Origin of the sequence: Tenacibaculum salmonis (assembly GCF_041053065.1) — a bacterium.
Lineage (GTDB): Bacteria > Bacteroidota > Bacteroidia > Flavobacteriales > Flavobacteriaceae > Polaribacter > Polaribacter pacificus_A.
Genome location: NZ_JBFCVV010000001.1, coordinates 1,030,892 through 1,055,478, shown reverse-complemented (window position 1 = coordinate 1,055,478; position 24,587 = coordinate 1,030,892). Strand labels below are relative to the sequence as shown.

20 protein-coding genes are annotated in these 24,587 nt (G+C 28.0%); 11 read left to right on the top strand and 9 right to left on the bottom strand.

The features are described from left to right. The first annotated feature begins 13 nt into the window (after positions 1 to 13). The 5 genes from AB0T67_RS04465 (at position 14) to AB0T67_RS04445 (ending at position 5,331) form a co-directional block, all read left to right on the top strand. On the top strand, positions 14 to 562 hold the full coding sequence (locus tag AB0T67_RS04465; protein WP_369219324.1) for a Smr/MutS family protein: 549 nt from the start codon (positions 14 to 16) through the stop codon (positions 560 to 562). Positions 563 to 570: 8 nt separating this feature from the next. After that, entirely contained in the window at positions 571 to 1,725 is a 1,155-nt protein-coding gene (locus AB0T67_RS04460; RefSeq protein ID WP_369219323.1) for a cysteine desulfurase family protein, read from the top strand. Between the two features lie 218 nt (positions 1,726 to 1,943). Continuing rightward, positions 1,944 to 2,867 (top strand): PorP/SprF family type IX secretion system membrane protein, encoded by a 924-nt coding sequence (locus tag AB0T67_RS04455; protein ID WP_369219322.1) that lies wholly within the window; start codon positions 1,944 to 1,946, stop codon positions 2,865 to 2,867. A gap of 11 nt (positions 2,868 to 2,878) precedes the next feature. Then, positions 2,879 to 4,945 (top strand): OmpA family protein, encoded by a 2,067-nt coding sequence (locus tag AB0T67_RS04450; protein ID WP_369219321.1) that lies wholly within the window; start codon positions 2,879 to 2,881, stop codon positions 4,943 to 4,945. Positions 4,946 to 4,950: 5 nt separating this feature from the next. Beyond that, the gene (locus AB0T67_RS04445) at positions 4,951 to 5,331 is read left to right on the top strand and encodes a hypothetical protein (protein ID WP_369219320.1); all 381 of its coding nucleotides are present in this window, start codon (positions 4,951 to 4,953) and stop codon (positions 5,329 to 5,331) included. Positions 5,332 to 5,441: 110 nt separating this feature from the next. Here the strand turns inward: AB0T67_RS04445 and AB0T67_RS04440 are convergent, their stop codons facing one another. Beyond that, positions 5,442 to 6,212: a zinc ribbon domain-containing protein gene (locus AB0T67_RS04440; RefSeq protein WP_271231611.1), complete on the bottom strand. Its 771-nt coding sequence runs from the start codon at positions 6,210 to 6,212 to the stop codon at positions 5,442 to 5,444. Between the two features lie 6 nt (positions 6,213 to 6,218). Continuing rightward, positions 6,219 to 7,313 carry a Nif3-like dinuclear metal center hexameric protein gene (locus AB0T67_RS04435; protein ID WP_369219319.1) on the bottom strand — a complete coding sequence of 365 codons (1,095 nt, stop codon included), beginning with the start codon at positions 7,311 to 7,313 and terminating at the stop codon, positions 6,219 to 6,221. Between the two features lie 216 nt (positions 7,314 to 7,529). Between AB0T67_RS04435 and lpxK the strand changes: the two genes are divergently transcribed. Together lpxK and AB0T67_RS04425 are read left to right on the top strand one after the other, a co-directional pair. Then, positions 7,530 to 8,558 carry a tetraacyldisaccharide 4'-kinase gene (gene lpxK, locus AB0T67_RS04430; protein WP_369219318.1) on the top strand — a complete coding sequence of 343 codons (1,029 nt, stop codon included), beginning with the start codon at positions 7,530 to 7,532 and terminating at the stop codon, positions 8,556 to 8,558. Between the two features lie 57 nt (positions 8,559 to 8,615). Continuing rightward, on the top strand, positions 8,616 to 9,074 hold the full coding sequence (locus AB0T67_RS04425; RefSeq protein ID WP_271231614.1) for a thioredoxin family protein: 459 nt from the start codon (positions 8,616 to 8,618) through the stop codon (positions 9,072 to 9,074). Between the two features lie 53 nt (positions 9,075 to 9,127). Here the strand turns inward: AB0T67_RS04425 and AB0T67_RS04420 are convergent, their stop codons facing one another. The 5 genes from AB0T67_RS04420 to AB0T67_RS04400 all read right to left on the bottom strand — a co-directional run bounded on the left by AB0T67_RS04420 (position 9,128) and on the right by AB0T67_RS04400 (position 14,200). Further along, positions 9,128 to 10,186 (bottom strand): mannose-1-phosphate guanylyltransferase, encoded by a 1,059-nt coding sequence (locus AB0T67_RS04420; protein ID WP_369219317.1) that lies wholly within the window; start codon positions 10,184 to 10,186, stop codon positions 9,128 to 9,130. Positions 10,187 to 10,205: 19 nt separating this feature from the next. Then, the gene (locus AB0T67_RS04415) at positions 10,206 to 10,793 is read right to left on the bottom strand and encodes a SprT-like domain-containing protein (RefSeq protein ID WP_369219316.1); all 588 of its coding nucleotides are present in this window, start codon (positions 10,791 to 10,793) and stop codon (positions 10,206 to 10,208) included. Positions 10,794 to 10,934: 141 nt separating this feature from the next. Continuing rightward, a complete protein-coding gene (locus AB0T67_RS04410) occupies positions 10,935 to 11,618 on the bottom strand; it encodes an SDR family NAD(P)-dependent oxidoreductase (RefSeq protein ID WP_369219315.1) in 684 nt (227 codons plus the stop codon). Further along, positions 11,611 to 13,113 carry a hypothetical protein gene (locus AB0T67_RS04405; RefSeq protein ID WP_369219314.1) on the bottom strand — a complete coding sequence of 501 codons (1,503 nt, stop codon included), beginning with the start codon at positions 13,111 to 13,113 and terminating at the stop codon, positions 11,611 to 11,613. The genes AB0T67_RS04410 and AB0T67_RS04405 overlap by 8 nt, the downstream gene beginning before the upstream one ends. Positions 13,114 to 13,159: 46 nt before the next feature. Next, positions 13,160 to 14,200, bottom strand: a complete 1,041-nt coding sequence (locus tag AB0T67_RS04400) for a glutaminyl-peptide cyclotransferase (RefSeq protein ID WP_369219313.1) — start codon at positions 14,198 to 14,200, stop codon at positions 13,160 to 13,162. 185 nt (positions 14,201 to 14,385) lie between these two features. Here AB0T67_RS04400 and AB0T67_RS04395 point away from each other — a divergent pair, with 185 nt between their 5' ends. From AB0T67_RS04395 to AB0T67_RS04380, 4 genes are all read left to right on the top strand, one after another. Next, entirely contained in the window at positions 14,386 to 14,637 is a 252-nt protein-coding gene (locus tag AB0T67_RS04395) for a type B 50S ribosomal protein L31 (RefSeq protein WP_101915121.1), read from the top strand. A 93-nt stretch (positions 14,638 to 14,730) separates the two neighbouring features. Then, entirely contained in the window at positions 14,731 to 16,242 is a 1,512-nt protein-coding gene (locus AB0T67_RS04390; RefSeq protein ID WP_369219312.1) for an FMN-binding glutamate synthase family protein, read from the top strand. Between the two features lie 54 nt (positions 16,243 to 16,296). Beyond that, on the top strand, positions 16,297 to 17,391 hold the full coding sequence (locus AB0T67_RS04385; protein WP_369219311.1) for a class I SAM-dependent methyltransferase: 1,095 nt from the start codon (positions 16,297 to 16,299) through the stop codon (positions 17,389 to 17,391). A gap of 161 nt (positions 17,392 to 17,552) precedes the next feature. Further along, on the top strand, positions 17,553 to 19,979 hold the full coding sequence (locus AB0T67_RS04380) for a M48 family metalloprotease (RefSeq protein ID WP_369219310.1): 2,427 nt from the start codon (positions 17,553 to 17,555) through the stop codon (positions 19,977 to 19,979). A 67-nt stretch (positions 19,980 to 20,046) separates the two neighbouring features. On the opposite strand, the gene AB0T67_RS04375 is transcribed toward AB0T67_RS04380, so the two are convergent. Both AB0T67_RS04375 and gcvP read right to left on the bottom strand, forming a co-directional pair. Then, positions 20,047 to 21,216 carry a histidine decarboxylase gene (locus AB0T67_RS04375; RefSeq protein ID WP_369219309.1) on the bottom strand — a complete coding sequence of 390 codons (1,170 nt, stop codon included), beginning with the start codon at positions 21,214 to 21,216 and terminating at the stop codon, positions 20,047 to 20,049. Between the two features lie 390 nt (positions 21,217 to 21,606). Further along, positions 21,607 to 24,462, bottom strand: coding sequence for an aminomethyl-transferring glycine dehydrogenase (gcvP, locus tag AB0T67_RS04370; protein ID WP_369219308.1), 2,856 nt, complete (start codon positions 24,460 to 24,462; stop codon positions 21,607 to 21,609). Positions 24,463 to 24,587 lie beyond the last annotated feature (125 nt).

Sequence of the window (24,587 nt, the reverse complement as noted above, 5' to 3'; positions counted from 1 at the left end):
GTAAATGTTAAGTATGTGTTTAGAAACAGGAAATAAAGTAGCAGTATTAGATGCTGATATTAGAGGGGTTATAGCACGAAAAGAAAATGATCTTTTTTTTGTTAGAGATGAAGATGGAATGGAGTTTCCTTTTCTAGCATCGGAGTTAATTAAAATAGAGGTGTCTCAGTATGAGATAAGTAAACATGTACGTGTTAACAAATCATTATTGAAAGAAAAAACTCAAGAACCAATTAAAAAGAAAAAATCCTTTTTTGTAAAGGATAAAAATGAAGTAGTCATGGAGGTAGATTTACATGCTGAAAAATTAGTAAAATCTACTAGAGGAATGGATAATTACGATGTATTGTCGTTGCAATTAGAAACAGCAAAACATAAATTAGAATACTGTATTTCAAAAAGTATTTCAAAACTTGTGTTAATTCACGGAGTTGGTGAAGGAACTTTAAAATCGGAATTAGATTATTTATTGAATAATTATCCTGTAAAATATTACGATGCTTCTTATCAAAAATATGGTAAAGGAGCTACTGAAATTTATATTTTTCAAAACCCAAATTAATTTACTTTATGAAAACTATTTATTTAGATAATGCTGCTACTACGCCTATTTTGCATGATGTTGTTGAGGTAATGCAACAATCAATGTTACATAATTTTGGCAATCCATCTTCAGTTCATCAATTTGGAAGAAAAGCAAAATCAGCTGTTGAAACAGCACGAAAAAATATTGCGAAACATTTTAACGTATCTCCAAGTGAAATAATTTTTACAGCGGGTGGTACTGAAGCAGACAATTTAATATTATACAATGCTGTTTTAAATTTAGGTGTAACAAGAATTATTACTTCTGAAATAGAACATCACGCTGTTTTACGAACTGTTCAATATCTTCAAGATAAACACCAAATAATTGTGGAATTTATCCCTATAAATAACCAAGGAGAAGTTGAATTAAATGAATTAGATACTATTTTAAAAAAATCAACACAAAAAACTTTGGTTAGTTTAATGTATGTAAATAATGAAATAGGTAACTTATTACCAATTGATGCGGTTGTTGAAGTATGTAAAGAGAATAACGCTTATTTTCATTCTGATACTGTACAGGCAATTGGACATTATCAATTAGATTTACAAAAAACACCTATAGATTTTATTGCAGCAAGTGCGCATAAATTTCATGGACCAAAAGGTGTTGGTTTTGCATATGTAAAAAAAGGTATTTCGATAAAACCTTTGTTACACGGAGGTAAGCAAGAAAAAGGGGCAAGAGCAAGTACGGAGAATGTACATGCTATTTTAGGAATGGAAAAAGCTTTAGATATTTCGTACGAGTATTTAGAGGAAGATAAAAATCATATTGAAGGAGTAAAAAAATATTTTATAAAGCAATTGAAAACACAGTTTAAAAATATTGAATTTAATGGTTTTTCTGAAAGTTTAGAAAAAAGTAGTTATACAATATTAAATGTACGTTTTCCTGTACAGGATAAAATGATGCTTTTTAATTTAGATTTACAAGGAATTGCAGCTTCAGGAGGAAGTGCTTGTCAGAGTGGAGCAAGTAAAGGTTCTCATGTATTGAGAGCTTTTTTAGATGAAAAAGCTACTGAAAAAACATCTGTACGTTTTTCATTTAGTAAATTAACAACACTAAATGATGTTAAATTTACTATTGAAAAACTAAAAAAAATAAAAGTAATTCAACATTTTTTGGTTTAATATTAAAAAAATAGATTGATATTATTTAGAATTAATTTAAGTATTCTTATCTTTCTATGAAAATGGTGTTTTTGAATTTTTTATCTATCATATTATTTTTTACATCAAAAATAAAGCTGTTGATTTGTAATCAAAAATTACGAATAATATCTTTATTATTAGGAGTATAAGGTATATTTTTAGTGTTATTAAAAGAAATAAACATAAAAGTACATAAAATGAAGTTATTTTTGAATATAATCTTAGTATTTGTCTTTAGTATTTGTGTATTAACAAATGTAACAGCACAGCAAGATCCTCAATATTCACAGTATATGTATAATACTATGAATGTAAATCCTGCCTATGCAGGTTCTAAAAACTTTGGTGTTATTACAGTTTTAGGAAGAACGCAGTGGGTTGGTTTTGAAGGTGCTCCAAAAACTCAAAATATAAGTTATCACACTCCGTTAGGGGATTCTGGATTAGGTTTAGGAATTAATATAATGAATGATGAAATTGGTCCTTCAAAAGAAATTTATTTAGATGCAAACGCATCATATACCATTGAAACCGATTTAGAAGGTAATTTAGCTTTTGGTTTACGTTTAGGAGGACGTTTTTTAAATATTGATTGGAGTAAAGGAAAGGCTGATGAGCAAGAAGCTGTTTTTGGAGAAAATATAAGTAAATTTTTACCAACTATTGGAGCAGGGATTTATTATTATAAACCAGAATGGTATGTTGGATTATCAGTGCCTAATATTTTAAGGTCAGAACATTATGATAATAAAAAACAGTTAGGGCAAACAGCTGTTGAAAAAATGCATTTTTTCTTAATAGCAGGGTATGTGTATGATATAAATTATGATTTAAAATTTAAACCAGCACTACTATTAAAAGCTGTTTCAGGAGCTCCTTTATCTTTAGATGTATCGGCTAATTTATTATTTAAAGACAAATTTAGAGCAGGTTTAGGATGGAGATGGGATGACGCTATAAGTGCTCTTTTAGGTTTTCAAGCATCGGAAAGTTTACTTGTTGGGTATTCATACGATTTAACAACATCTAATTATAATGTAACAAATTCAGGAACTCATGAAATTATGTTACAATACGAATTATCAAGAGGTGTAAAATATAGATCTCCTAGATTCTTTTAAAATGATATTATATGAGTTTAAAAAAAATATTATTATTATTAATACTGATAATAACTGTTAAAAATTTTGGTCAAAGTAAAAGAGTTGCTGATCGATATTTTAATGAATTCTCATATCTACAATCAGCTAAGCTATATAAAGCTTTAGTTCAAAAAAAAGGAGATACATCTAAACATGTTCTAAGTCGTTTAGCTGCATCTTATTATAATAATTCAGAAACAGTACAAGCTGAAATTTGGTATAAAAAATTACTAGAAGTTCATAAAGATATTTTAGAAGATAAATATTTATTTAAGTACGCTCAAGTATTAAGAAGTAACGGAAAGTATAAAAAATCAGACTCAATTTTTTTATTATTATCTCCTTCGGATAAGAGTAATAGAAAAGAAGAACTTGAAAATGAAAATTATTTATCAGATTATTCTAATGAAGATATTCAAGTTGGAGTTAGAAATTTATCTATTAATACAGCGTATTCTGATTTTGGAGGTTTTTTGTTAAATGGAAAATCGTATTACACCTCTGCAGCGCCAAAAGGAGGTAAAAAAGAACGTATTTATAAATGGAATAATCAACCTTTTTTAAATGTTTATAAGGCAGATGAAAAAATAAGATCTTTTAATAAAAATCAAAAAGATACGATTTTAACACTTGTTAATAAACGTTTACTTACCGCTCCAATTAGTTCAGAGTTTCATGAATCTAATCCAGTTTTTACAAAAGATGGGAAAACTCTCTATTTTACAAGGAATAATGTAAAATTAAATGCTAAAAAACCAAAAACAGATAAAAAAAACACATCAAATTTAAAAATTTACAAAGCAAGTTTTATTAATGGATTTTGGGTAAATGTCAAAGAATTACCATTTAATAATGATGCTTATTCAATTGGACATCCAGCATTAAGTGCTGATGAAAAAACATTGTACTTTGTTTCTAATATGCCAGGTGGTTTCGGAGCTACAGATATTTATAAAGTAGCTGTTTTAGGAGATAATAATTATGGAATTCCTATCAATTTAGGTGAGAATATTAATACTTCAGATAAAGAAATGTTTCCTTTTGCTGCTGAAGATGGGAATTTATATTTTTCATCAAACGGACATTTAGGCTTTGGTCTTTTAGATATTTTTCAATCAAAAATAATAAAAGATTCGACTTATTTAAAAGCTAGGAATTTAGGACGTCCTTTTAATAGTCAAAGAGATGATTTTTCTTTTTATATAAATGAAGATGGTAAAAAAGGTTTCTTTTCTTCGAACAGAAAAGAAGGAAAAGGTGATGATGATATTTATAGTTTTTATATGTATACTGATTCTCCTGTTTGTAGTCAATCGATAGAAGGTACTGTAAAAGAAACGGTAAACAATACGTTAATTCAAGGAGCACTTGTAACACTGGTTGATAATAAAGGTAAGGTAATTAGTGAAACATTATCCGACACTAAAGGTAAGTACTTTTTCAAGAGTGTTTTATGTGATGGTAAGTATACTGTTTTTGCTAAAAAATTAAATCATAAACCAAAAAACATAAAACAAATTACTGTAGTTAAAGAGCAAGTTAGTATCGTAAATTTAGATTTAATTCCTTTAGTTATAGGAAATCAAATAGTTATTAATCCAATATTTTTTGATTATGCGACATCAATTATAAGAGAAGATGCTCAATATGAATTAGAAAATATTGTGTCGGTAATGACAAGTAACCCAGAAATAAGTATTAAAATTGAATCACATACTGATAGTAGAGGTACTAAAGATTACAATAGAAAATTATCTGATAAAAGAGCTAAATCAACAAAAAAATATATACTTGAAAGGGGGATTGATAAAAATAGAATTATAAGTGCTATTGGTTACGGAGAAGATAAGTTATTAAATAAATGTAACGATTTTAGTAATTGTTCAGAAGAAGAGCATCAAAGAAACAGACGCTCTTATTTTTATATTACTAAAGGTGCTGAAGTTATAAAAAAGAGAGAAGTATTAGAAAAAATGAAACCTAGAAAACTAACTCCTAAAAAGAATAATTTCTTGCTTTTTTTGAAGAATAATTTTAAAAATAAGAATCAAAAATAATATTAATGGAAGATCTGTTTAAAGACGATTATCAAATATTAGAAGAAGAACCTTATGAATGTTTTTTAAATAGATTTAAAGGATTTGGAAAAGAACTATATACTGAGATAAAACTTCAAATTCCTTTGGTTTTTAAAAACTTAAAATTGTATAAAGCAATAAAACTTAGAAAAGAATACAATGGAGTTTGTCTTCAAGATTTAGATAGTTATGCGCACTATTCTTTTGATAAAATAATATTTAGAATTTATATTGATCCTGAGTCAGAAGTTATCGGAATTCACAATTATGACCTTCTTTTTGAAACAGGGTTTTGGTCAGAAAACCCTACAAAAGAGATAGTTAATTTTATAAAAAAGGAAATTATATCCAATAATTATATGTGATTACACTTACGAAAGCTTTTAGTTTTTTTTATTCTATCAAAATTTTGATAAAATAAAAAAAGCGCTCATTTTTGAGCGCTTTTAAAATATATTGTAAAGTAAAATTTTGATTATACAAATAAGTTATCAATCTTTTCTTTTTCTTCTTGAGCTAAAGCAGCATCAACTAAAATACGTCCACTATGCTCATCAATTGTAATTTTCTTACGATTAGCAATTTCTAATTGTACCTGAGGAGGTATCGTAAAGAAAGAACCACCAGCAGCTCCACGCTCAATTGCTACAACAGCTAAACCGTTTCTTACTTTTGTACGTATTCTGTTATATGCAGTTAATAAGTGTTTATCGATAGATTGTGCATATTCTTCAGATTTCTCTTTTAATAATTGCTCTTCTTTTTCAGTTTCTTTTAAAATATCATCAAGCTCATTTTTTTTATGAGTTAAATGTGCTTGTTGTTGTTTTACTTTTTCCTTAGTTTTTTCAACAACTCCATTTTTTTGAGTTATTTTAACTTTGTACTCTTTAATTCTTTTTTCAGATAATTCAATTTCTAATTCTTGAAATTCAATTTCTTTTGTTAAAGCTTCAAATTCACGATTGTTACGAACATTTTGTTGTTGTTCTTCGTATTTTGTGATTAAAGCTTTAGATTCTACAATTGCAGATTTTTTATTACTAATATCAGTATCTAAACTACCAGCTTCTTCTTTTAATTTAGAAAGTCTAGTATTTAATCCGGCAACTTCATCTTCTAAATCTTCAACTTCTAAAGGTAATTCACCACGAACGTTTCTGATTTCGTCAATTCTAGAATCGATTAACTGTAAATCGTATAACGCTCTTAATTTTTCTTCTACCGTTACTTCTTTTTTTGCCATCTCTGTTTATATATAGTGTATTGGATTTGTACTTTCTTCGCTTAAAGCAATCGCAAAAGTACTAAATTTTTTGCTAAGATAATCAACCAAAAGGTTTTTTGTAAACTGTTCACTCTCATAATGTCCAACATCGGCAAGGACTATTTTTCCTTCGGCTTGAAAAAACTCATGATATTTAAAATCGGCACTTATATAAGCATCTGCATTTTGTTGTATCGCATTTTTTATAGCAAAACTTCCCGAACCGCCTAAAACAGCTACTTTTTTAATTGGTTTTTCTAATAATTCAGAATAACGAATACAATCAGTTTTAAATGTTTTTTTTACAAAAGATAAAAATTCATGTTCATTCATCGGAGTTTTAAACTCGCCAATCATTCCCATTCCTATATTCTGATGACTATTATCTAAAGTAATTATTTCATAAGCAACCTCTTCATACGGATGATTATTAAATAATGTTTTAAGTATTTTTCCTTCTAAATTATTGATAAAAGTTACCGAAATAGCTATTTCTTCTTCGGATATAAATTCACCTTTTTCACCTATTCTCGGATTTGAATTTTCATTTCCTTGATACGTTGTTATTCCTTTAGAATTAAAAGAGCAATTATTGTAATTTCCGATATTTCCTGCACCTGCTTCAAAAAGTTTTGTGCGTAATTTTTCGGCATTTTCAATAGGAACATAGGTTGTTAGTTTTTTTATAATTCCTTTTTTAGGAATTAATGTCTGACAATTTTCTAAGCCTAAAACTTCACACATTTTAGCTGAAACACCATTGTTTACATTATCTAAAGCAGTATGTGTTGCATAAATTGCAATGTTATTTTGAATCGCTTTCAAAACAACACGTTCTACATAATTTTTGCCATTTAATTTTTTTAATCCGCTAAAAATAATAGGATGGAAGCTTACAATTAAATTACAATTTTTAGCAATTGCTTCATCAACAGTTTTTTCTAAAGTATCTAGTGTTACTAAAACACTTGTAACTTTTGTAGAATAATCGCCAATTAATAAGCCAACATTGTCAAAACTTTCGGCATAAGCAAGCGGAGCTAGTTCTTCAATATAATTTGTAACGTCTTTTATTTGCATTTTTTTTAATTTAAAAAAGATGTTTCAAAGTTACTAAAACTTGCTTTTGATATGTTTTTTATTTTAAAAGATGAACAATTTTTAAATAGAGTACAAATGCCTAGCCCCGATTGAAGCAATTGTTTGAGCTCTTTTTTATTTTTCTTTTCGAAAAAAATAAAAAAAGCGAGTGCGGAAAGCGGGAAATTGCTTCAAATTATTTTTACTTTTGATGTTATGAAATTACTTCGATTTTTATTGTTTCCGTTTGCTGTTTTATACGATGTTATTACAACAATTCGTAATTGGTTTTTTGATATTAATATTTTGAAATCGACTTCTTTTAAAGTTCCTGTTATTTCGGTAGGAAATTTAAGCGTTGGCGGAACAGGGAAATCGCCACAAATTGAATTTTTAATCCGATTATTAAAAGATGATTATAAAATTGCCGTTTTAAGTCGTGGTTATAAACGAAAAACGGAAGGTTTTCAGTTGTTAAATGACACACATTCTGCTGATGATGTTGGCGATGAACCGTTACAATTTTATACGAAATTTAAAAATGATGCGACTATTGCAGTTGATGCCGATAGAACAAATGGAATTCAAAATTTATTAAAAAATGATGCAAATTTACAAGTCGTTTTGTTAGATGATGCGTATCAGCATCGAAAAGTAACGCCAAGTACAAGTGTTTTATTGACAAAATATGATGATTTATATGTTGATGATTTTATATTGCCAACAGGTAATTTAAGAGAAGCTAGAAGAGGAGCAAAGCGTGCAAAAATTATTATTGTAACAAAATGTCCTAAAAATTTATCTGAAGAAAAACAACAAGAAATTATCAGAAAGATAAAACCAAAAGCGCATCAGCAATTATTTTTTACAACGATTTCTTATGATGAAAACTTAAAAGGACTTGATACAAATTTGACTATTTCAGATTTAAAAAATAAAGAAGTTTTATTGGTTACAGGAATTGCAAATCCGACATCATTACTAACATTTTTATCCGAAGAAAAAATAAATTACAAGCATTTAAAATATCCTGACCATTATGATTTTAAAATAAGTGATATTGAAAAAATAAAAATGGAGTTTAATCAATTACCTTCTGACAATAAAATAATACTAACTACAGAAAAAGATTATATGCGATTACAATATAAACTACAAAATGTATGTTATGTATGTATAAAAAGTGCTTTTTTAAATAACGAAGAAATATTTAATGATTTTATTATCACGCAAATAAAATGTTAATTTTTTTTATTTTTGGTATTATTTTTGATATTTTTGAAGTAATAAACAATAATCATAATGAGAAATATATTTTTTATTTTAGTATTTTTTTTAGGAGTAAACACTTCTTTTGCTCAACAAAGTGTTCTAGATGGAAACGTAAAATGGGAAGAGTCTTTTGATAGCGCAATTAAAAAAGCTAAAAGTGAAGATAAACCATTATTGCTTTTTTTTACTGGTTCGGATTGGTGTCCGCCTTGTCAACAAGTAGATAGAGAATTATTTAATACAGATAAATTTAAAGGGTTTTCAGATGAAAACTTAATTTTATATAAAGCTGATTTCCCTAGAAATAGAGATTTAGTTCCTTTATGTACCAAGCAACAAAATAGCAAATTACAAAATAGATATGGAATTAGTGCTTATCCTACAGTGTTAGTTGTAAACGCTAAAGGAAATGTTTTAGGTAAGAAAAAAGGTGCTTATATGGCAGAATATTATTATCCTTTTTTAGAAAAAATTATAAAAAATAACTAAATAAAAAACGAAGCTATTAAGCTTCGTTTTTTATTTAATAACAATTTATAGTATTAAAATTTTTGATTAGCAGCTGCACTAATTTGTTTAATATCTTGTTCATCTTTTTTAGGACAAATTAAAATAACATCTTCTTTTTCTACAATAATAAAATCATTTAAACCTTGAATGATTATTTTTTTACCACTTTCTGTGCTAACCATATTTCCGTTTGCATCTCTAAAAATAGCATTTGCGCCTACAACAGCATTTTGATGAGTATCTTTATTTAATTTTTGATATAACGAACCCCAAGTTCCTAAATCGTTCCATCCAAAATCGACGGGTAGTATATGTACATTATTTGAAGGTTCCATAATTCCGTAATCAATCGAAATATTTTCACATTTCTCATAATTATTTTTTATAAACTTACTTTCATCATTAGTATTATAAACAGTAGTACTGTTTAAAGTAGTTAACATATTTGGTAAATGAGTTTTAAAAGCATTTAAAATACTTTTTGTAGACCAAACAAAAATACCTGCATTCCATAAATAATCGCCACTAGCTAAAAATTCTTTAGCTTTTACTATGTTTGGTTTTTCGGTAAAGTTTTTTACTTTTTTAATTTCTGAAATATTTTCTTCAAACTTAATATAACCATAACCTGTATTTGGAGCATCAGGCTGAATACCTAATGTCATTAAAATATCATTTTTAACTGATGCTTCAAAGCTTGTTTTTATATTTCTTAAAAATTCAGTTTCGTCTTCAATCCAATGGTCTGAAGGAGCAACTAACATTACAGCATCAGGATTTTTACTATTTATTTTTAAAGCAGCATATAAAATACACGGAGCTGTATTACGCATTGCTGGCTCTAACAATAATTGTTTTTTTGTGGTTTTTGGTAACTGTTTTAAAACTAATTCTTCGTAACGTTCATTTGTTGAAATTAAGATGTTTTCAGCAGGAATTAATTGATTAATTCGGTTAAAAGTACGTTGAATTAATGATTCTCCAGTACCTAACATATCATGAAATTGTTTTGGGTATTCTTGTGTGCTTACAGGCCAAAACCTAGAGCCAATACCACCTGCCATAATTACTGCGTAATAATTGTTATTCATAAGCTGTTAATTTTTTTAATTATAGATTTACTACTTCTGTATTTTGATTAAAAAGATACACCCGTTTATTTGTTAAATTTAAGCATTCATAAAGTGTTCTTCGTTTATTTCCTTTTTTATAGATGTTATCTTTAAATTTAAAAGTAGTTCCTTTTATAATTTCAAAGATAAATTTTTTACCATTTTCAGCTTTTCCACCTCGTAAAGCTAATGATAAATGAATATCAGAGTCGGTACTTGCTTTTGGGTTTTTAAGATAATTAGCTAAGTAAGGAAGCATTTTCTTCGGATAAATAGCAGGATGTAAAAAAGGTAGCATTAAATGTTGAAAAACGGTTTTCCAATGTCTTCCGTGAGGTTGTACTCGTCCAAATTTTTTATGCGTAACATGATGTGCAATTTCATGAATTAACGTTAATAAAAATTGATGCTTATTTAAATTATTATTAACTGTTATTTGTGTTTCTCCGTTTGAAAAAGTTCTAAAATCACCATGTTTACTTTGTCGTTGATTTACAATTTTTAGGTTGATTTTATGTTCGTTAATTAAATATTCAACTAACGGAACAGCTTTTTCAGGGATATATTTTTGGAGTATAGCTTGCAAATGTTATTTGTTCGAATGATTTTATTTTGAAATTAAATATAAGAAAAAAAATTGTATCAAAAACTAGCGAACTAATTTCTTAATACAATTTTTTAGTAACGAATATTAAGTTAAAATTACTCTAAAAAATAATTGATTATTTTATGGATTCGAACTAGAAACCTGTAATACTTTTCCGTTGTAAAATTTGTTTCCTGTTAATGAAAAATCAAAAATATAATCTGCCATTTCTTTTGCTGATAAAGGAGCAACATAACCAGGAAAAGCTTCTTCAAGCATTTCTGTTTGTACAGCACCTAAAGCTAACACATTAAAGGCTATTTGTTGTTCTTTATATTCTTCAGCTAATAATTCGGATAAAGTAATTACTGCACCTTTTGCCGAGCTATAAGCTGCTAAACCAGGGAATTTTAAACTTCCTTGAATTCCGCCCATAGAACTTACTGTAACAACATGACTTCCTTTTTGCATAAACGGAATTATATTTTTTGTTAATTCAGCAACAGCAAAAACATTCACTTTATAAACTTCTTCAAAATCAGAAGTTGTTAATTCTTCAAATGGTTTGTTGATTAATTTTCCAGCATTATTTATTAAAATATCTACTTTATTCCATTCTTTTTTAATAAAATCGGTAGCTTTTTTTAAATCATCATTATTTGATAAATCAACAGATAATGTTGTTATGTTTTTATTATTTACAGCTTCTAAAGGTTTTGTATTTCTTGATAAAGCTAATACATTATTTCCTTCGTTTGCAAATTTTTGAGCTAATTCAAAACCAATTCCTCGGCTAGTTCCTGTAATTATTATGTTTTTACTCATCTTTAAAAGTTATATGTTGATATGCTCCAATGTCAGGGTTTGGTAATCGGCTAACGCCTAAAATATCTTCTGAAACAGCAGAAGATTTTGCTTTATTAATGGCATCGGAATCTTCTCCGATATTAAAATCATTTAAAATGATGTCTTTAAAATTAGGTGTTCCGTTTAAAATAATATTTTGATAATGTAGGATATCATCAAAATTTAATTCTTTATTATTTTTGAAAGAATTATTAAAATCATTAAATCGAATCATTGAGTTTTCGATATTGTAATTAAAGATTGTTTCATCTCGTTTATCTAAAATAAACTCAACATTATTATTTCCTTCTATAATACAATTGGTAAAATTAGCGACAGTTAAATCTTTTGTGTCAGTTTTTACTTCATCATTATCATCAATAGAAGTAAAGTGATTATTGATTAAAACAGTTGGCGATTGACGTATGCTATAATTCCAATAATTCGCAAAAGTTGAATGTGTAAAAGTGTAATTACCGCCAAAAGTACAAGCTAAAGAGTTTTGTCCTGCGTTTCCGATAATAATATTTTCACCTTTAATATGAGTGTTTTTTCCTAAGATTCCATAATTAGAACTGTTATAAATTTCAGAGTTTTTGATAGAAAGTGTAGGTGATGTTTCTGTACCTTCAACTAAAAGACCGATTGTTCCATTTCTGATAATCGTATGATTAATTTCATTTTCGATACTTCCTTCACGCATCCAAATACTTCCCCATTGACCAGGTATTTTACTATAACGATATTCTAACCTGTCTCCTTCAAAAGTTACTTTTTTATTAAGTGTTCCGTTAATTTTTAGGCTAGCTTTTTTATCAATAATTAAACCTGAATTTTTATGAAAGTAAATTTTTGCACCAGCATTAATTGTTAATGTTTTATTCGAAGGAACAGTAGCATAACCATAAATAACATACGACCTTTCATCAGTAAAATTTAATTCATCATCAGTTAAAAATCGACCTTGAATATCGGTGCTTTCACCATCAATAATTATGGTTTCGATTTCTGTGTTTTTTTTTGATGGAAATATAAAATAAGCATCTTGTATTAAAGTAACTAAATCAACATTTTGCTGATTGTTTCCATTATCAAATAATAATTTATCAGTATATAATGGATCTGAAATAGTGTTGAAATCGACGGTAGTTTCTATAAAAACATACATACTATCATTTGCTAAAAGATCGATATCAGTAAAATGTTTTCCTGATAATCCATCAACATTTAAACGATATTTTGAATCGATTCCGTTTTCTAATTTAATTTCAGGAATTGTAATTGATTTATTACTTCTATTATAGACTTTTAAACTGTAAGTAGTAGAGCCGATATTTGAAAAAATAGTATCTAAAAATACGGTATCTTTTGAGAATTCTAACTTTCCAAAATTAGGAATTGTATTAAAATCTTTTCTACATGAACTAACAACAATTAAAATAATAATAGATAAAATTAGTAGTAAATATCTCATATATAATGTTGTTAGTTTTTTAAGTAACGTTTAAAATTGAAAGGTATTATTTTTTAATCAATTCAATTTCAAATAATTTTCCCCAGTGTTTTCCTGTAACAAATAAACGGTTGTTTTCTTTATCATAAGCAATTCCGTTTAAAACATCATCGTTGGCATCTAAAGTTTGATTTTTTGCAACAATATCTTTTAATCCGTTTAAGTTAGCAACACCATCAACAGCTCCTGTTTTAGGATTGATAATTAAAATAGAATTTTGTTGCCATTTATTGGCGTAAATTTTTCCATTGATTAATTCAATTTCGTTTAAATTATCAATAGCATATTTATTTGTGTAAACCTGAATATTTCTTTTTTCAGCTTGATTTTTAGCATTCAAAAACCAAATTTTATTAGTTCCATCAGATTTTATTAATTCAGTATCGTTATGTGTTAATCCCCAACCTTGATTACTGTTTTTATAATCAAATTCTCCAAGCTGTTTAAAAGTTTCTAAATCATAAATAAAACCTTTTCTCGATTGCCATGTTAACCAATAAATTTTATTGTTAAAAATGGTCATTCCTTCACCGAAATATTTTTTATCTAAATCAATTTTTTGAATAACTTCACCTGTTTTTAAGTCAACTTTTCGTAAAGTAGATTCACCTTTACGACCTGTTGTTTCGTATAAAAAGTCATTTTTAAATTCTAAACCTTGTGTATAAGCATCTTTATCGTGTGGATAGGTATTTATAATTTTGTAAGAATATACTGCTGGAGCATTTTGTGCTAAAACCTCAATAGCCGCTGTAATTTTTTTCGATTTCTTCGGATAAAAAGCTAGCGCAGTAACTTCGTGCTTACCAACTCCAAAATCGGTAGTATTAATATTAACGCTTGTTTCAGTTTTGTTTACACGCTTTTTTTGAACAAATAAATGAACAGAATCTATTTTATCACCTTTAAGTTGTTCAAACTTAATAGCTGCTTTATCTCCTAAAGTAGTTTTTTTAGAGGTATTTAGTTTAAATTGATAGTCAGATTGACTACAAGAACTGATTGTAACTATTGATAAAGCTAAGGCTAAGTAGGAGTAAATACGCATATTTTATGGTTTGATTTCTTATTTATTCGATTACACTACAAATTAAAACAATTTATTTGTTTGAAAATTAAAAAATATGGTTAAATTTGCAACCTCAAACAGCTAAAAATATTTTTTAGTGTAAAACTTTACCATTTTTACAATGTTTGATAAAAAAATTAAACAATATTTAAAAGTCATTTAAGATGCGTAAAGGAATACATCCAGAAAATTATAGAATGGTAGCTTTTAAAGATATGTCTAACGGAGATGTATTTTTAACACGTTCAACTGCTAACACTAAAGAAACTTTAGACGTAGAAGGAACAGAGTATCCATTAATCAAATTAGAAATTTCAAGAACTTCTCACCCTTTCTATACAGGTAAATCTAAATTAATTGATACTGCAGGACGTATTGATAAGTTCAAAAATAAATACTCGAAGTTTAAAAAATAATTTCAAGTATCTACAATATTTAAAAGCTCTAACACTAGTTAGAGCTTTTTTTATGCCAAAAAACGTGTATTTTAGCCTATAAAATTTATAAAAATGAGAGATACTATTCTAGCTATTATAATTGTTGTAAATGTTTTGTGTGGAGTGTTAGTGTATTTTATGCCTGAAATGGGGAATTATATTTTATTAACCATTGCATCGGCAGTAACTTTATTAGCTTTATATGATGCTTTTATTCAGCAAAACCATTCTTTAATGCGTTCTTTTCCTGTTGTGGCTCGATTGCGATGGGTTTTTGAAGAAGAACGTGAAAAAATTCAACAATATTTTATTGAAGATGATTTAAACGGAACGCCTATTAATCGTGAAAAAAGAAGTCTTGTTTATCAGCGTTCTAAAAAAGAAATTGAAACTGTTCCTTTTGGTACACAACATAATTTATATGAAAAAGGATATGAATTTGTAAAACATTCTTTATTTCCAAAAGATCATTATCATATTACTGGAGAAAGAGTTCTTATTGGTTCAGATAAATGTACTCAAAAATATGATGCTTCTATTATTAATATTTCGGCAATGTCTTTTGGTTCGTTAAGTAAAAACGCAATTATGGCGTTAAATCAAGGTGCGAAAATGGCTGATTTTGCACATAATACTGGCGAAGGTGGAATTTCACCATATCATTTACAAGGTGGTGATTTAATTTTTCAAGTAGGAACAGGTTATTTTGGAGCAGGAAAAAGTGTAAATGGAAAGCGTGTTTTTGATGCAGAAATTTTTAAAGAAAATGCCATCCGTCCTGAAGTAAAAATGATTGAAATTAAGTTTTCGCAAGGAGCTAAACCAGGTCATGGAGGTATTTTACCAGCCAAAAAAAACACAGAAGAAATTGCAAAAATCCGTTCTGTAGAACCTTTTACAAGAGTTGATTCTCCTCCTGGTCATTCGGCTTTTTCTAATTTTGATGAAATGATTATTTTTATTCAAGAAGTCAGAGATTTATCCGAAGGAAAACCTGTAGGAATTAAATTTTGTGTAGGAGATAATGATGAAATTGAAGCAATGATAAAAGCTTTTGCTGATGCTAATAATTATCCTGATTTTATTGCAGTTGATGGAGGTGAAGGAGGTACAGGTTCTGCGCCAATAGAATTTTCGAATTATATAGGAACGCCATTATTAGACGGTTTGGCTTTTGTTAATAAAACTTTGAAAAAATATAAACTAAGAAATCAAATAAAAATTATAGCAAGTGGTAAGGCTATTGATGCTTTTGATATTGTAAAATACAAAGCATTGGGTGCCGATGTAATTGGTATGGCACGTAGTTTTATGTTAAGTTTAGGTTGTATTCAAGCGCGTGAATGTAATTTAGATACTTGTCCTGTTGGTGTTGCAACGCAAGAGGAAGATTTGGTAGAAGCTTTAGTGGTTGGCGATAAAAATGTTCGTGTTAAAAACTATCATAATAAAACTATTGAAGCCGTAAAAGAAGTGGTTGCAGCTATGGGAAAAGAATCGATTGCCGATATTAATGCAACACATATTTTTAGAAGAAATAAAGCTGGAGAAATTCAGTCTCTAGATGCTGTGTACGATTTATAAAAATAATAATTAATTAAATATCAGTTCGAAATTCGTGGAGAACTTATCAATATAATGGAAACAAAATTACAATTAAACGCTAAAAAATATCAATTAGAAAGGTATCCTAAAACCGATGATAAATCGTTACGTGCTTGGAGCAATGCCGAGTTATTAACACTTGATTATATTACCGATTTACAGGTAAATAATATTCATATATACAATGATAGATTTGGTATATTTAATACGTTATTAAATACCAAAAAATTAACGACTATTTGGGCGTATGCAAGTCAGAAAAAAGCAATTACTCAAAATTTAAAATTAAATAATTTACCTACGGATGTTGTTTATAAAACACCTTTAGATACTTTAGAAAAGGTTGATTTAGCTTTAATTAAATTACCAAAATCGGTAGAGTTGTTTGAGTTGTTTTTAGAACAAATCTATAAAAATTCCGATGAAAATACTGTGGTTGTTTGTGGTTTTATGACGAAATATTTTTCTCGTTCTTATCTAAAAAAAGCCGAAAGATATTTTGAAGAAATAGAACAAACCAATGCTTGGAAAAAAGCAAGATTGTTAGTTTTAAAAACGCCTAAAACAGCTATTCAAGAAAAAGAATTATTGAATGAAATTCCTTGGAAAGAAGATTCTATAAAGCAATATTACGGTGTTTTTTCTTCGGATAAAATTGATTACGGAACACAGTTTTTCTTAGAGAATTTAGAAGTACAAGAAAATGAACTAAAAGTATTAGATGTTGCTTCTGGTAACGGTGTTATTGCTTATGATGTTTTGGCTCAAAACCCAAAGGTGGAAGTAACTTTAGTCGATGATTTTAATGTAGCAATTGCTTCTTCTAAATTAAATATAACAGCAGAAAATGCAAAATTTGTTTGCGCTGATAATTTAGATGATTTAGAAACAGCAAGTTTTGATTTAGTAGTTTCTAATCCACCGTTTCACTTTGAACACGAAAATAATATTGAAGTAACTATCGCTTTATTTAAAGGAGTAGCACGTTGTTTAAAACCAAGCGGACGTTTCGTATTGGTGGCAAATACACACTTAAATTATAAAACTCATTTAGAGAAAGTTTTTACCAATATAAAAATAATAGGAAATACTAAAAAGTTTCATATTATTGAATGTAAAAATGATTAAGATTTTCATAATTATGAAATTATCTTTTAAAGCCTTTTATTTATAAAATTTAAATAAAAGATATAGTCTTGTTTAGTAGAAATATTAAACAAGATTAAAATTATTTTATATATTTATCGCTATTATTACTTAAATAATAGCGATAAAATTAAATATAAAAGATGAATCAGAAATTAATTAAAGAAAATCATAGTTATAAAATTTTTCACCCTGATTCATTTACTTTACAAAACTTAAAAGAGTATTTAAAAAATATTTTTTCTGAATCAAAAGCTAAACAAAAATATCACCTAGAAATAGAAAATGATAATTTATATATTACAACTGAATTAGTTTATAAAGGGAGTGAAAAATTAAAATATAAAGAATATCAGTTTTATCAAACTAATAATACACTTAAAGTAGTTTGTAAAAAAGTAAAAATTGAAGAAGATATTATTGAAAAATACGAGTCAATAAACTCTAAAAAAGATACCTTAATTAAAGATGTTATTTCTTATATAAATGACTTGTTAGATTGTAATAATAGCTTTACAAGTAAAAATGATTTTATAGCTTCATTATCTTTAGAGCAAAAAAATCATGTCTTATATTGCTGTAGTCCTCAAGAAATTGTTTTGTCTTGTTTGCCAATAACGAATGTTAAAAGTGAGGTTTTTGAATTGTATAAAAACAATGAGTATTATATATTATTGACGAATTTTAGAACACAAATAATTATAGTAAATGAACAAGAAATAGTGTTTTTTGATATTTCAGAATATGAATTAATATATAAAGAGAAAATAGGTAAAGATTATATATTTAGTGATAAATTTTCATTTTATACAGAGTTTTGGAATAGTAATTTACTTGCATCGATACAGCATATTTTAACAAAGGTAACCTCTAATAGAATTGCTGTTTTTACAGATGTTTTATGGAATAACAATATAAAAGATGCTGAAAAAATATTGAAAATAAAAGCTATGTATCATTTTGGATATAAGCAAACTAATATGATAAAGACCCTGTTAAAAGCAATGTTAGTTCCTGCATTTATCAAAAAAGAATTTAAAGAAACAGTTTTAGATGAATGTACTTTATTTGATTTAATTCAAGAGAATATAAATATAGGAACTGTAATTACAGAAATTTTTATTGAATGGAAAATATCTTTAGAGGAACAACTGAAGTTTTTATCTTTTTTAATATCGAATAAAGAATGTTTTAGATTAATTAACATAACCGCTTTTTATGATAAATTAGTTAAAACGTTTATAAATGATAAAAAAAACAAAAAAGATATTGCGTTCAATTTAAGATATATTGATTATTTAAAAGAAACAGAACAATTTTATAAAGCCATTCCTTTTGCTGAAAAATCCTTAACTGAATTACAAGAAGGTAGTATTATAGAAATGTTATCTGATAATAAAATAAATATTATAGCTGGTGAAAACGTTAATTTAATTCGTGTAAAAATTTTAGAAGATTTAGTATTCTTTAAAAAAGAAATTAATCAAGTTTATAAAGATGAGTTAGTAGCATTGGCAGTAATGCAACCTTTATTATTATCTCGTATAGAAGCATTAAAAATATTAGATGATTCTCCTATCACTAAAAAAGCAAATACTATTATAGAGTTATTTAAATCTTTAGATTTTTTTAAAGCTTCTGAAGAAACATCAAAAATATTAAGTAAAGAGTATTCAAAAGAATACTTATACGATAAAGTATTTCCAGAGTGTTTTAAAGAAAAAAAAGGATTTTTAGATAGTTTTACTAAAATAATAGCACAAGTAGATGGTCCTGATTATAATGAGGTAATTAAGTTTTCTGAAAAAATAACCAATCAAAATTACCCTATAGTACATGAGGTTTTTGAAAAGGTAAAAAGATCTTTATCACTACCTGATACTCAATGTTTTTTAGGAAGAGGTGATTATGCTAGTAGTTTAATAGGTGTAGAAAATACTCCTGATTTTTTATTAATAGGTTCTGATTATTTAACACTTTCAAGTAATATTTATTTATCAAAAGTAGAATTGCAATTTGCAATGACACTTGAGTTAAGTCATGTTTTATTTGAGCATACTAAAATTACCTCTGGTGATGTTTGGAGAGGTGCAAAAAATAAGAGTGTTGATATGGTTCAAACACTACTTGTAGCACTTCCTATTTTAGGTTCTATAGGTGGAGTTTTAGGTAAATTATCTAGTGTATCAAATTTTTCTAAAGTTTTTAATAATATTGATAAGGTAACTAATGTTTTAGATAAAGGACAATTATTTATTGAATACGGAAGTAAAATAGAAACAGTTATTTCTAAAGATAACGAAAAAGAGAAAAATTTATTAATTACATCAAGATTAATGGAAGTTTCAGCTGATAGAATTGGGTTATTGCTTGCAGAAGATTTACAAGCTTGTGTACGTACTATGTTTAAGGTTAGTGTAAATTATAATGTTATTAAAGAAATTATAGATACTAAAGGATTTTTTTACTTTTTAAGTTTAAAAAATGAAAAAGAAGAGTTTATTAATCAAGAATATGTTTTTAGATTAAAATCACTTTTAAGTTTTTATCTTAATACAGATTTTGAATAATATTTTTTTAATATAAAAACCTCACTTTAATAGTGAGGTTTTTTATATTTACTAGTAAATTTATAAATTAACTTAATGAATAATCAAAATTCGTTTCTTCTTCAATAGTTGGTTCTGTACAGTTTTTTATATCGTTGATAAAATTATCAATTTGCGTTTTTGTTACGTTTGGCATACAGATTACATGTGAAATATCGCCTTCGGTTGCTAATTGCCATTTGTCTTTAATTGCTTTAGAAGTTTTAGGTAAAACAATGGTTATAGCATTTGGGTTTCTCCATGCTTTAATACCTATATTGTTTAATTCTTTTTCGCAATATTCAGCAACTTCTAAACTATTTTGATATCGTTTTTGTAAACCTTCTGTACCTAATTGTTTTAAGGCATACCATAAAAATAGCGGCGAATGTCCGTTACGAGAACCTGTTATGGTAGTATCTAACGAGCCGATATATGAAATTCCTTTTGCTATTCGGTCTCTATTAGAACGTTTTGCCATTAATACCCCTGTTGGAATTGGAGAGCCAATAAATTTATGCCCGCTAATAGAAATACTATCTGCGCCATCCATAAAATCGAAAGGTAGGCGAGGTTGCATAAAAGCACCAAATGAACCTGCTAAAGCAGCGTCGCAATGAATATAATTATCATGAATAGCAAGGCTACCTAAAATACGTTTTATTTTAGAAATATCATCTTTTGCTTCTTTCATAGTTGTTCCAAAAGTAGCCAACACAATTACAGGTTTATGACGATTCATACGTACGGTACTTTCAAAATCTTCATAATCTATTTCTCCATTTTCTTGCGATTTTATAACAATGCTAGGAATATTTAATAAATGAATATTTTTACGAATACTATAATGTGTAGATTCTGAATAATAAACAATTGCCTTTGGATATAATTCACGAGCAAGATATAAACCGTATAAATTACTTTCAGAACCTCCGTTGGTTACATATCCCCAAAAATCTTTAGGATTTGCTCTAAATAATTTGGCAAAAAAAGCGACTACTTCACGTTCCATTTCGTGTGTTTGTACTTGATACGTTCCTTTTTCAAAGGGATCACCTAGATTGTTGATAGGAAACTGAAAGAATTCGTTTAAGTCAGAATAATCAAAATCTTTTGAAACAGGATATCCTAAAAAACTATCACGTGCCGTGGTTAATTGTTCTTTAAGGATGTTTAATTTTTGTTGATTTTCTTCAGATAAATTTTTAGAACCTGCCATAATAATGATATTTAGCGGTCAAAAGTAGTTGAATGGATAATATGAGTCAGTTTTTATGTTGATGTTTAGAGTATTTTTCTGTTTATTTTGTTTTTTTAGATAAAAAATCTAAAATGATATTTTTGGAGTACTTTTAATAGAAAAAAGATAGTCTTATAAATATATTTTTTTCTGATAAAAAAGGTGAATTCATATACTTTTTTTAAGGTCGTTCTGGTTTTTAGCCCCGATTGAAGCAATTGTTTGAGCTCTTTTTTATTTTTCTTTTGAAAAAATAAAAAAAGCGAGTGCGGAAAGCGGGAATAGCTTCAAATAAAAATAATTTCAAAAAAAAACCTCACCATTTCTGATGAGGTTTTCGAATTTATAAAAAATTTATAAAGAACGCTTTTAAGCTTCTTCATCAATATAATCTTCAATTGGGTTACAAGAACAAATTAAGTTTCTGTCTCCAAAAGCATCATCTACTCTACGAACAGAAGGCCAGAATTTGTTATCAGCAACATAATCTAAAGGAAATGCAGCTTGCTGACGAGTATATGGTAAAGCCCATTCATCAGAAGTTAACATATCTTGTGTATGCGGTGCGTTTTTTAAAGGATTGTTAGCGTCTTCTTTGGTTGCATTTGCAATTTCTTTACGAATAGCAATCATTGCATCACAAAAACGGTCTAATTCTCCAACACTTTCAGATTCTGTTGGTTCAACCATAATAGTTCCTGCAACAGGGAAAGAAACCGTTGGTGCGTGGAAACCATAATCCATTAAACGTTTAGCGATATCAACAACTTCGATTCCGTTTTCTTTAAAAGAACGACAATCTAAAATCATTTCGTGTGCAGCTCTGTTCATTTCACCAGAATACAACGTTTCATAATGCCCTTGTAAACGCTCTTTAATATAGTTTGCATTTAAAATAGCTAATCTAGTTGAGTTTGTTAATCCGTCAGCACCTAACATAGTTATGTATCCGTAAGAAATTAAACAAGCTAAAGCAGAACCCCAAGGTGCAGCAGAAATAGCAGTAATAGCTTTTTCTCCACCAGTAGGAATTAATGGGTTTGTAGGTAAAAATGGTACTAATTGAGGAGCAACACAAATAGGTCCAACTCCTGGTCCACCACCACCATGAGGAATAGCAAATGTTTTATGTAAGTTTAAGTGACAAACATCTGCACCAATAGTTGCAGGATTTGTTAAACCAACTTGCGCATTCATATTTGCACCATCCATATACACTTGTCCACCGTTATCGTGAATAATTTGTGTAATTTCTTTAATAGCTCTTTCGTAAACTCCATGTGTTGAAGGGTACGTTACCATTAATGCAGCTAAATTATCTTTATGCTTTTCAGCTTTAGCACGTAAATCTTCAACATCGATATTTCCTCTTTCATCAGTTTTGGTAACAACCACTTTCATACCAGCCATAACTGCTGATGCTGGGTTTGTTCCGTGTGCCGATGCAGGAATTAAACAGATATTTCTGTTAGTATCTCCGTTAGCTTTATGATAAGCACGAATTACCATTAATCCAGCAAATTCTCCTTGTGCACCAGAATTTGGCTGTAAAGAAGTTCCTGCAAAACCAGTAATAACGTTTAATTGCTCTTCTAAGTTCTTTAAAACAGTTTGGTATCCTTCAGCTTGATTTAATGGAACGAATGGGTGAATATTTCCCCATTGAGCATTACTTAAAGGTAACATTTCAGAAGCAGCATTTAATTTCATTGTACATGATCCTAAAGAAATCATTGAATGATTTAAAGCTAAATCTTTACGCTCTAATTTTTTGATATAACGCATCATATCAGTTTCTGAATGATACGTGTTAAATACTTCATTTTCTAAGAAAGGAGTACTTCTTAATACATTAGGAGCAATTACTTCTGTTGAAGTATATTCTGTAACAGTTGTGTTTTTAATATTGAAAGCTTCTGCAAAACAAGCAACAATTGCATTGATTTCTTTAAAACTAACAGTTTCGTTTACTGAAATAGAAACATGATTATCATCAATATAATTAAAGTTGATGTTGTTTGCTTCAGCAACAGTACGTAATTTTTGAGCTTCAACTTCAATTAAAATAGTATCGAAATACGATTTGTTTTTTTGTTTGAAACCAAGTTGTTCTAAAGCAGTAGCTAAAGTATTTGCTGTTGTATGAACTCTATCAGCAATATATTTTAAACCATCTTGACCATGATATACAGCATACATACCAGCCATAACAGCTAATAATACTTGTGCAGTACAAATGTTAGAAGTAGCTTTTTCACGTTTAATGTGTTGTTCACGAGTTTGTAAAGCCATACGTAAAGCACGACCACCGTCAACATCTTTAGTAACACCAATTACACGACCAGGAAGACTACGTTTGTAAGCTTCTTTAGTAGCGAAGTAACCAGCGTGAGGTCCTCCATATCCTAAAGGAATACCAAAACGTTGTGTTGTACCTACAACTACGGCAGCTCCAAATTCACCTGGTGCTTTTAATTTTACTAATGATAAAATATCAGCAGCAACGGCTACTTTTATATTACTTTCGTTACAGTTTGCAACGAATGAAGTATAATCAGATACTTGACCATGTTTTCCTGGATACTGAATAATAGCTCCAAAAAACTCTTCTGAAAAATCAAATTCTTCGTGATTTCCAACCACTAATTCAATTCCGATAGGAATAGCACGTGTTTGTAAAACAGATAATGTTTGAGGTAAAATATCTTCAGAAATAAAGAATTTATTTACTCCTGCTTTTTTCTGAGCACGTTCACGTACATCAAATAATAAAGCCATAGCTTCAGCAGCAGCAGTTGCTTCATCTAATAAAGAAGCATTTGCAAGTTCCATTCCTGTTAAATCACAAACCATAGTTTGATAATTTAATAGCGCTTCTAAACGACCTTGAGCAATTTCTGCTTGATAAGGTGTATAAGCAGTATACCAACTAGGGTTTTCTAAAATATTACGTAAAATTACACTAGGCACAATAGCTTCGTGATATCCTAAACCGATATAACTCTTAAAAACTTTATTTTTAGCGCCTAATTCATTAATATGACTTAAATATTCATATTCGCTCATTGCAGCATCTAAATCTAATTCGTTTTTAAGGCGAATATCATCAGGAATAGTTTCAAAAATTAATTGATCTATACTATCAGCTTTGATAGTTTTTAGCATTTTCTCTTGACCCTTTGAGTTAGGACCAATATGTCTTAGTTGAAATGAATTTGTGTTCATCCTGTGTTATTTATTTTTGGTGGTTCAAAAATAATAAATTTGCGTAGTTTATATCCCTTTTTTTCTTTTAAAATTGATAATTTATTAACTTAATGAATAGGTTATAAACATAAAAAGTATTTTTG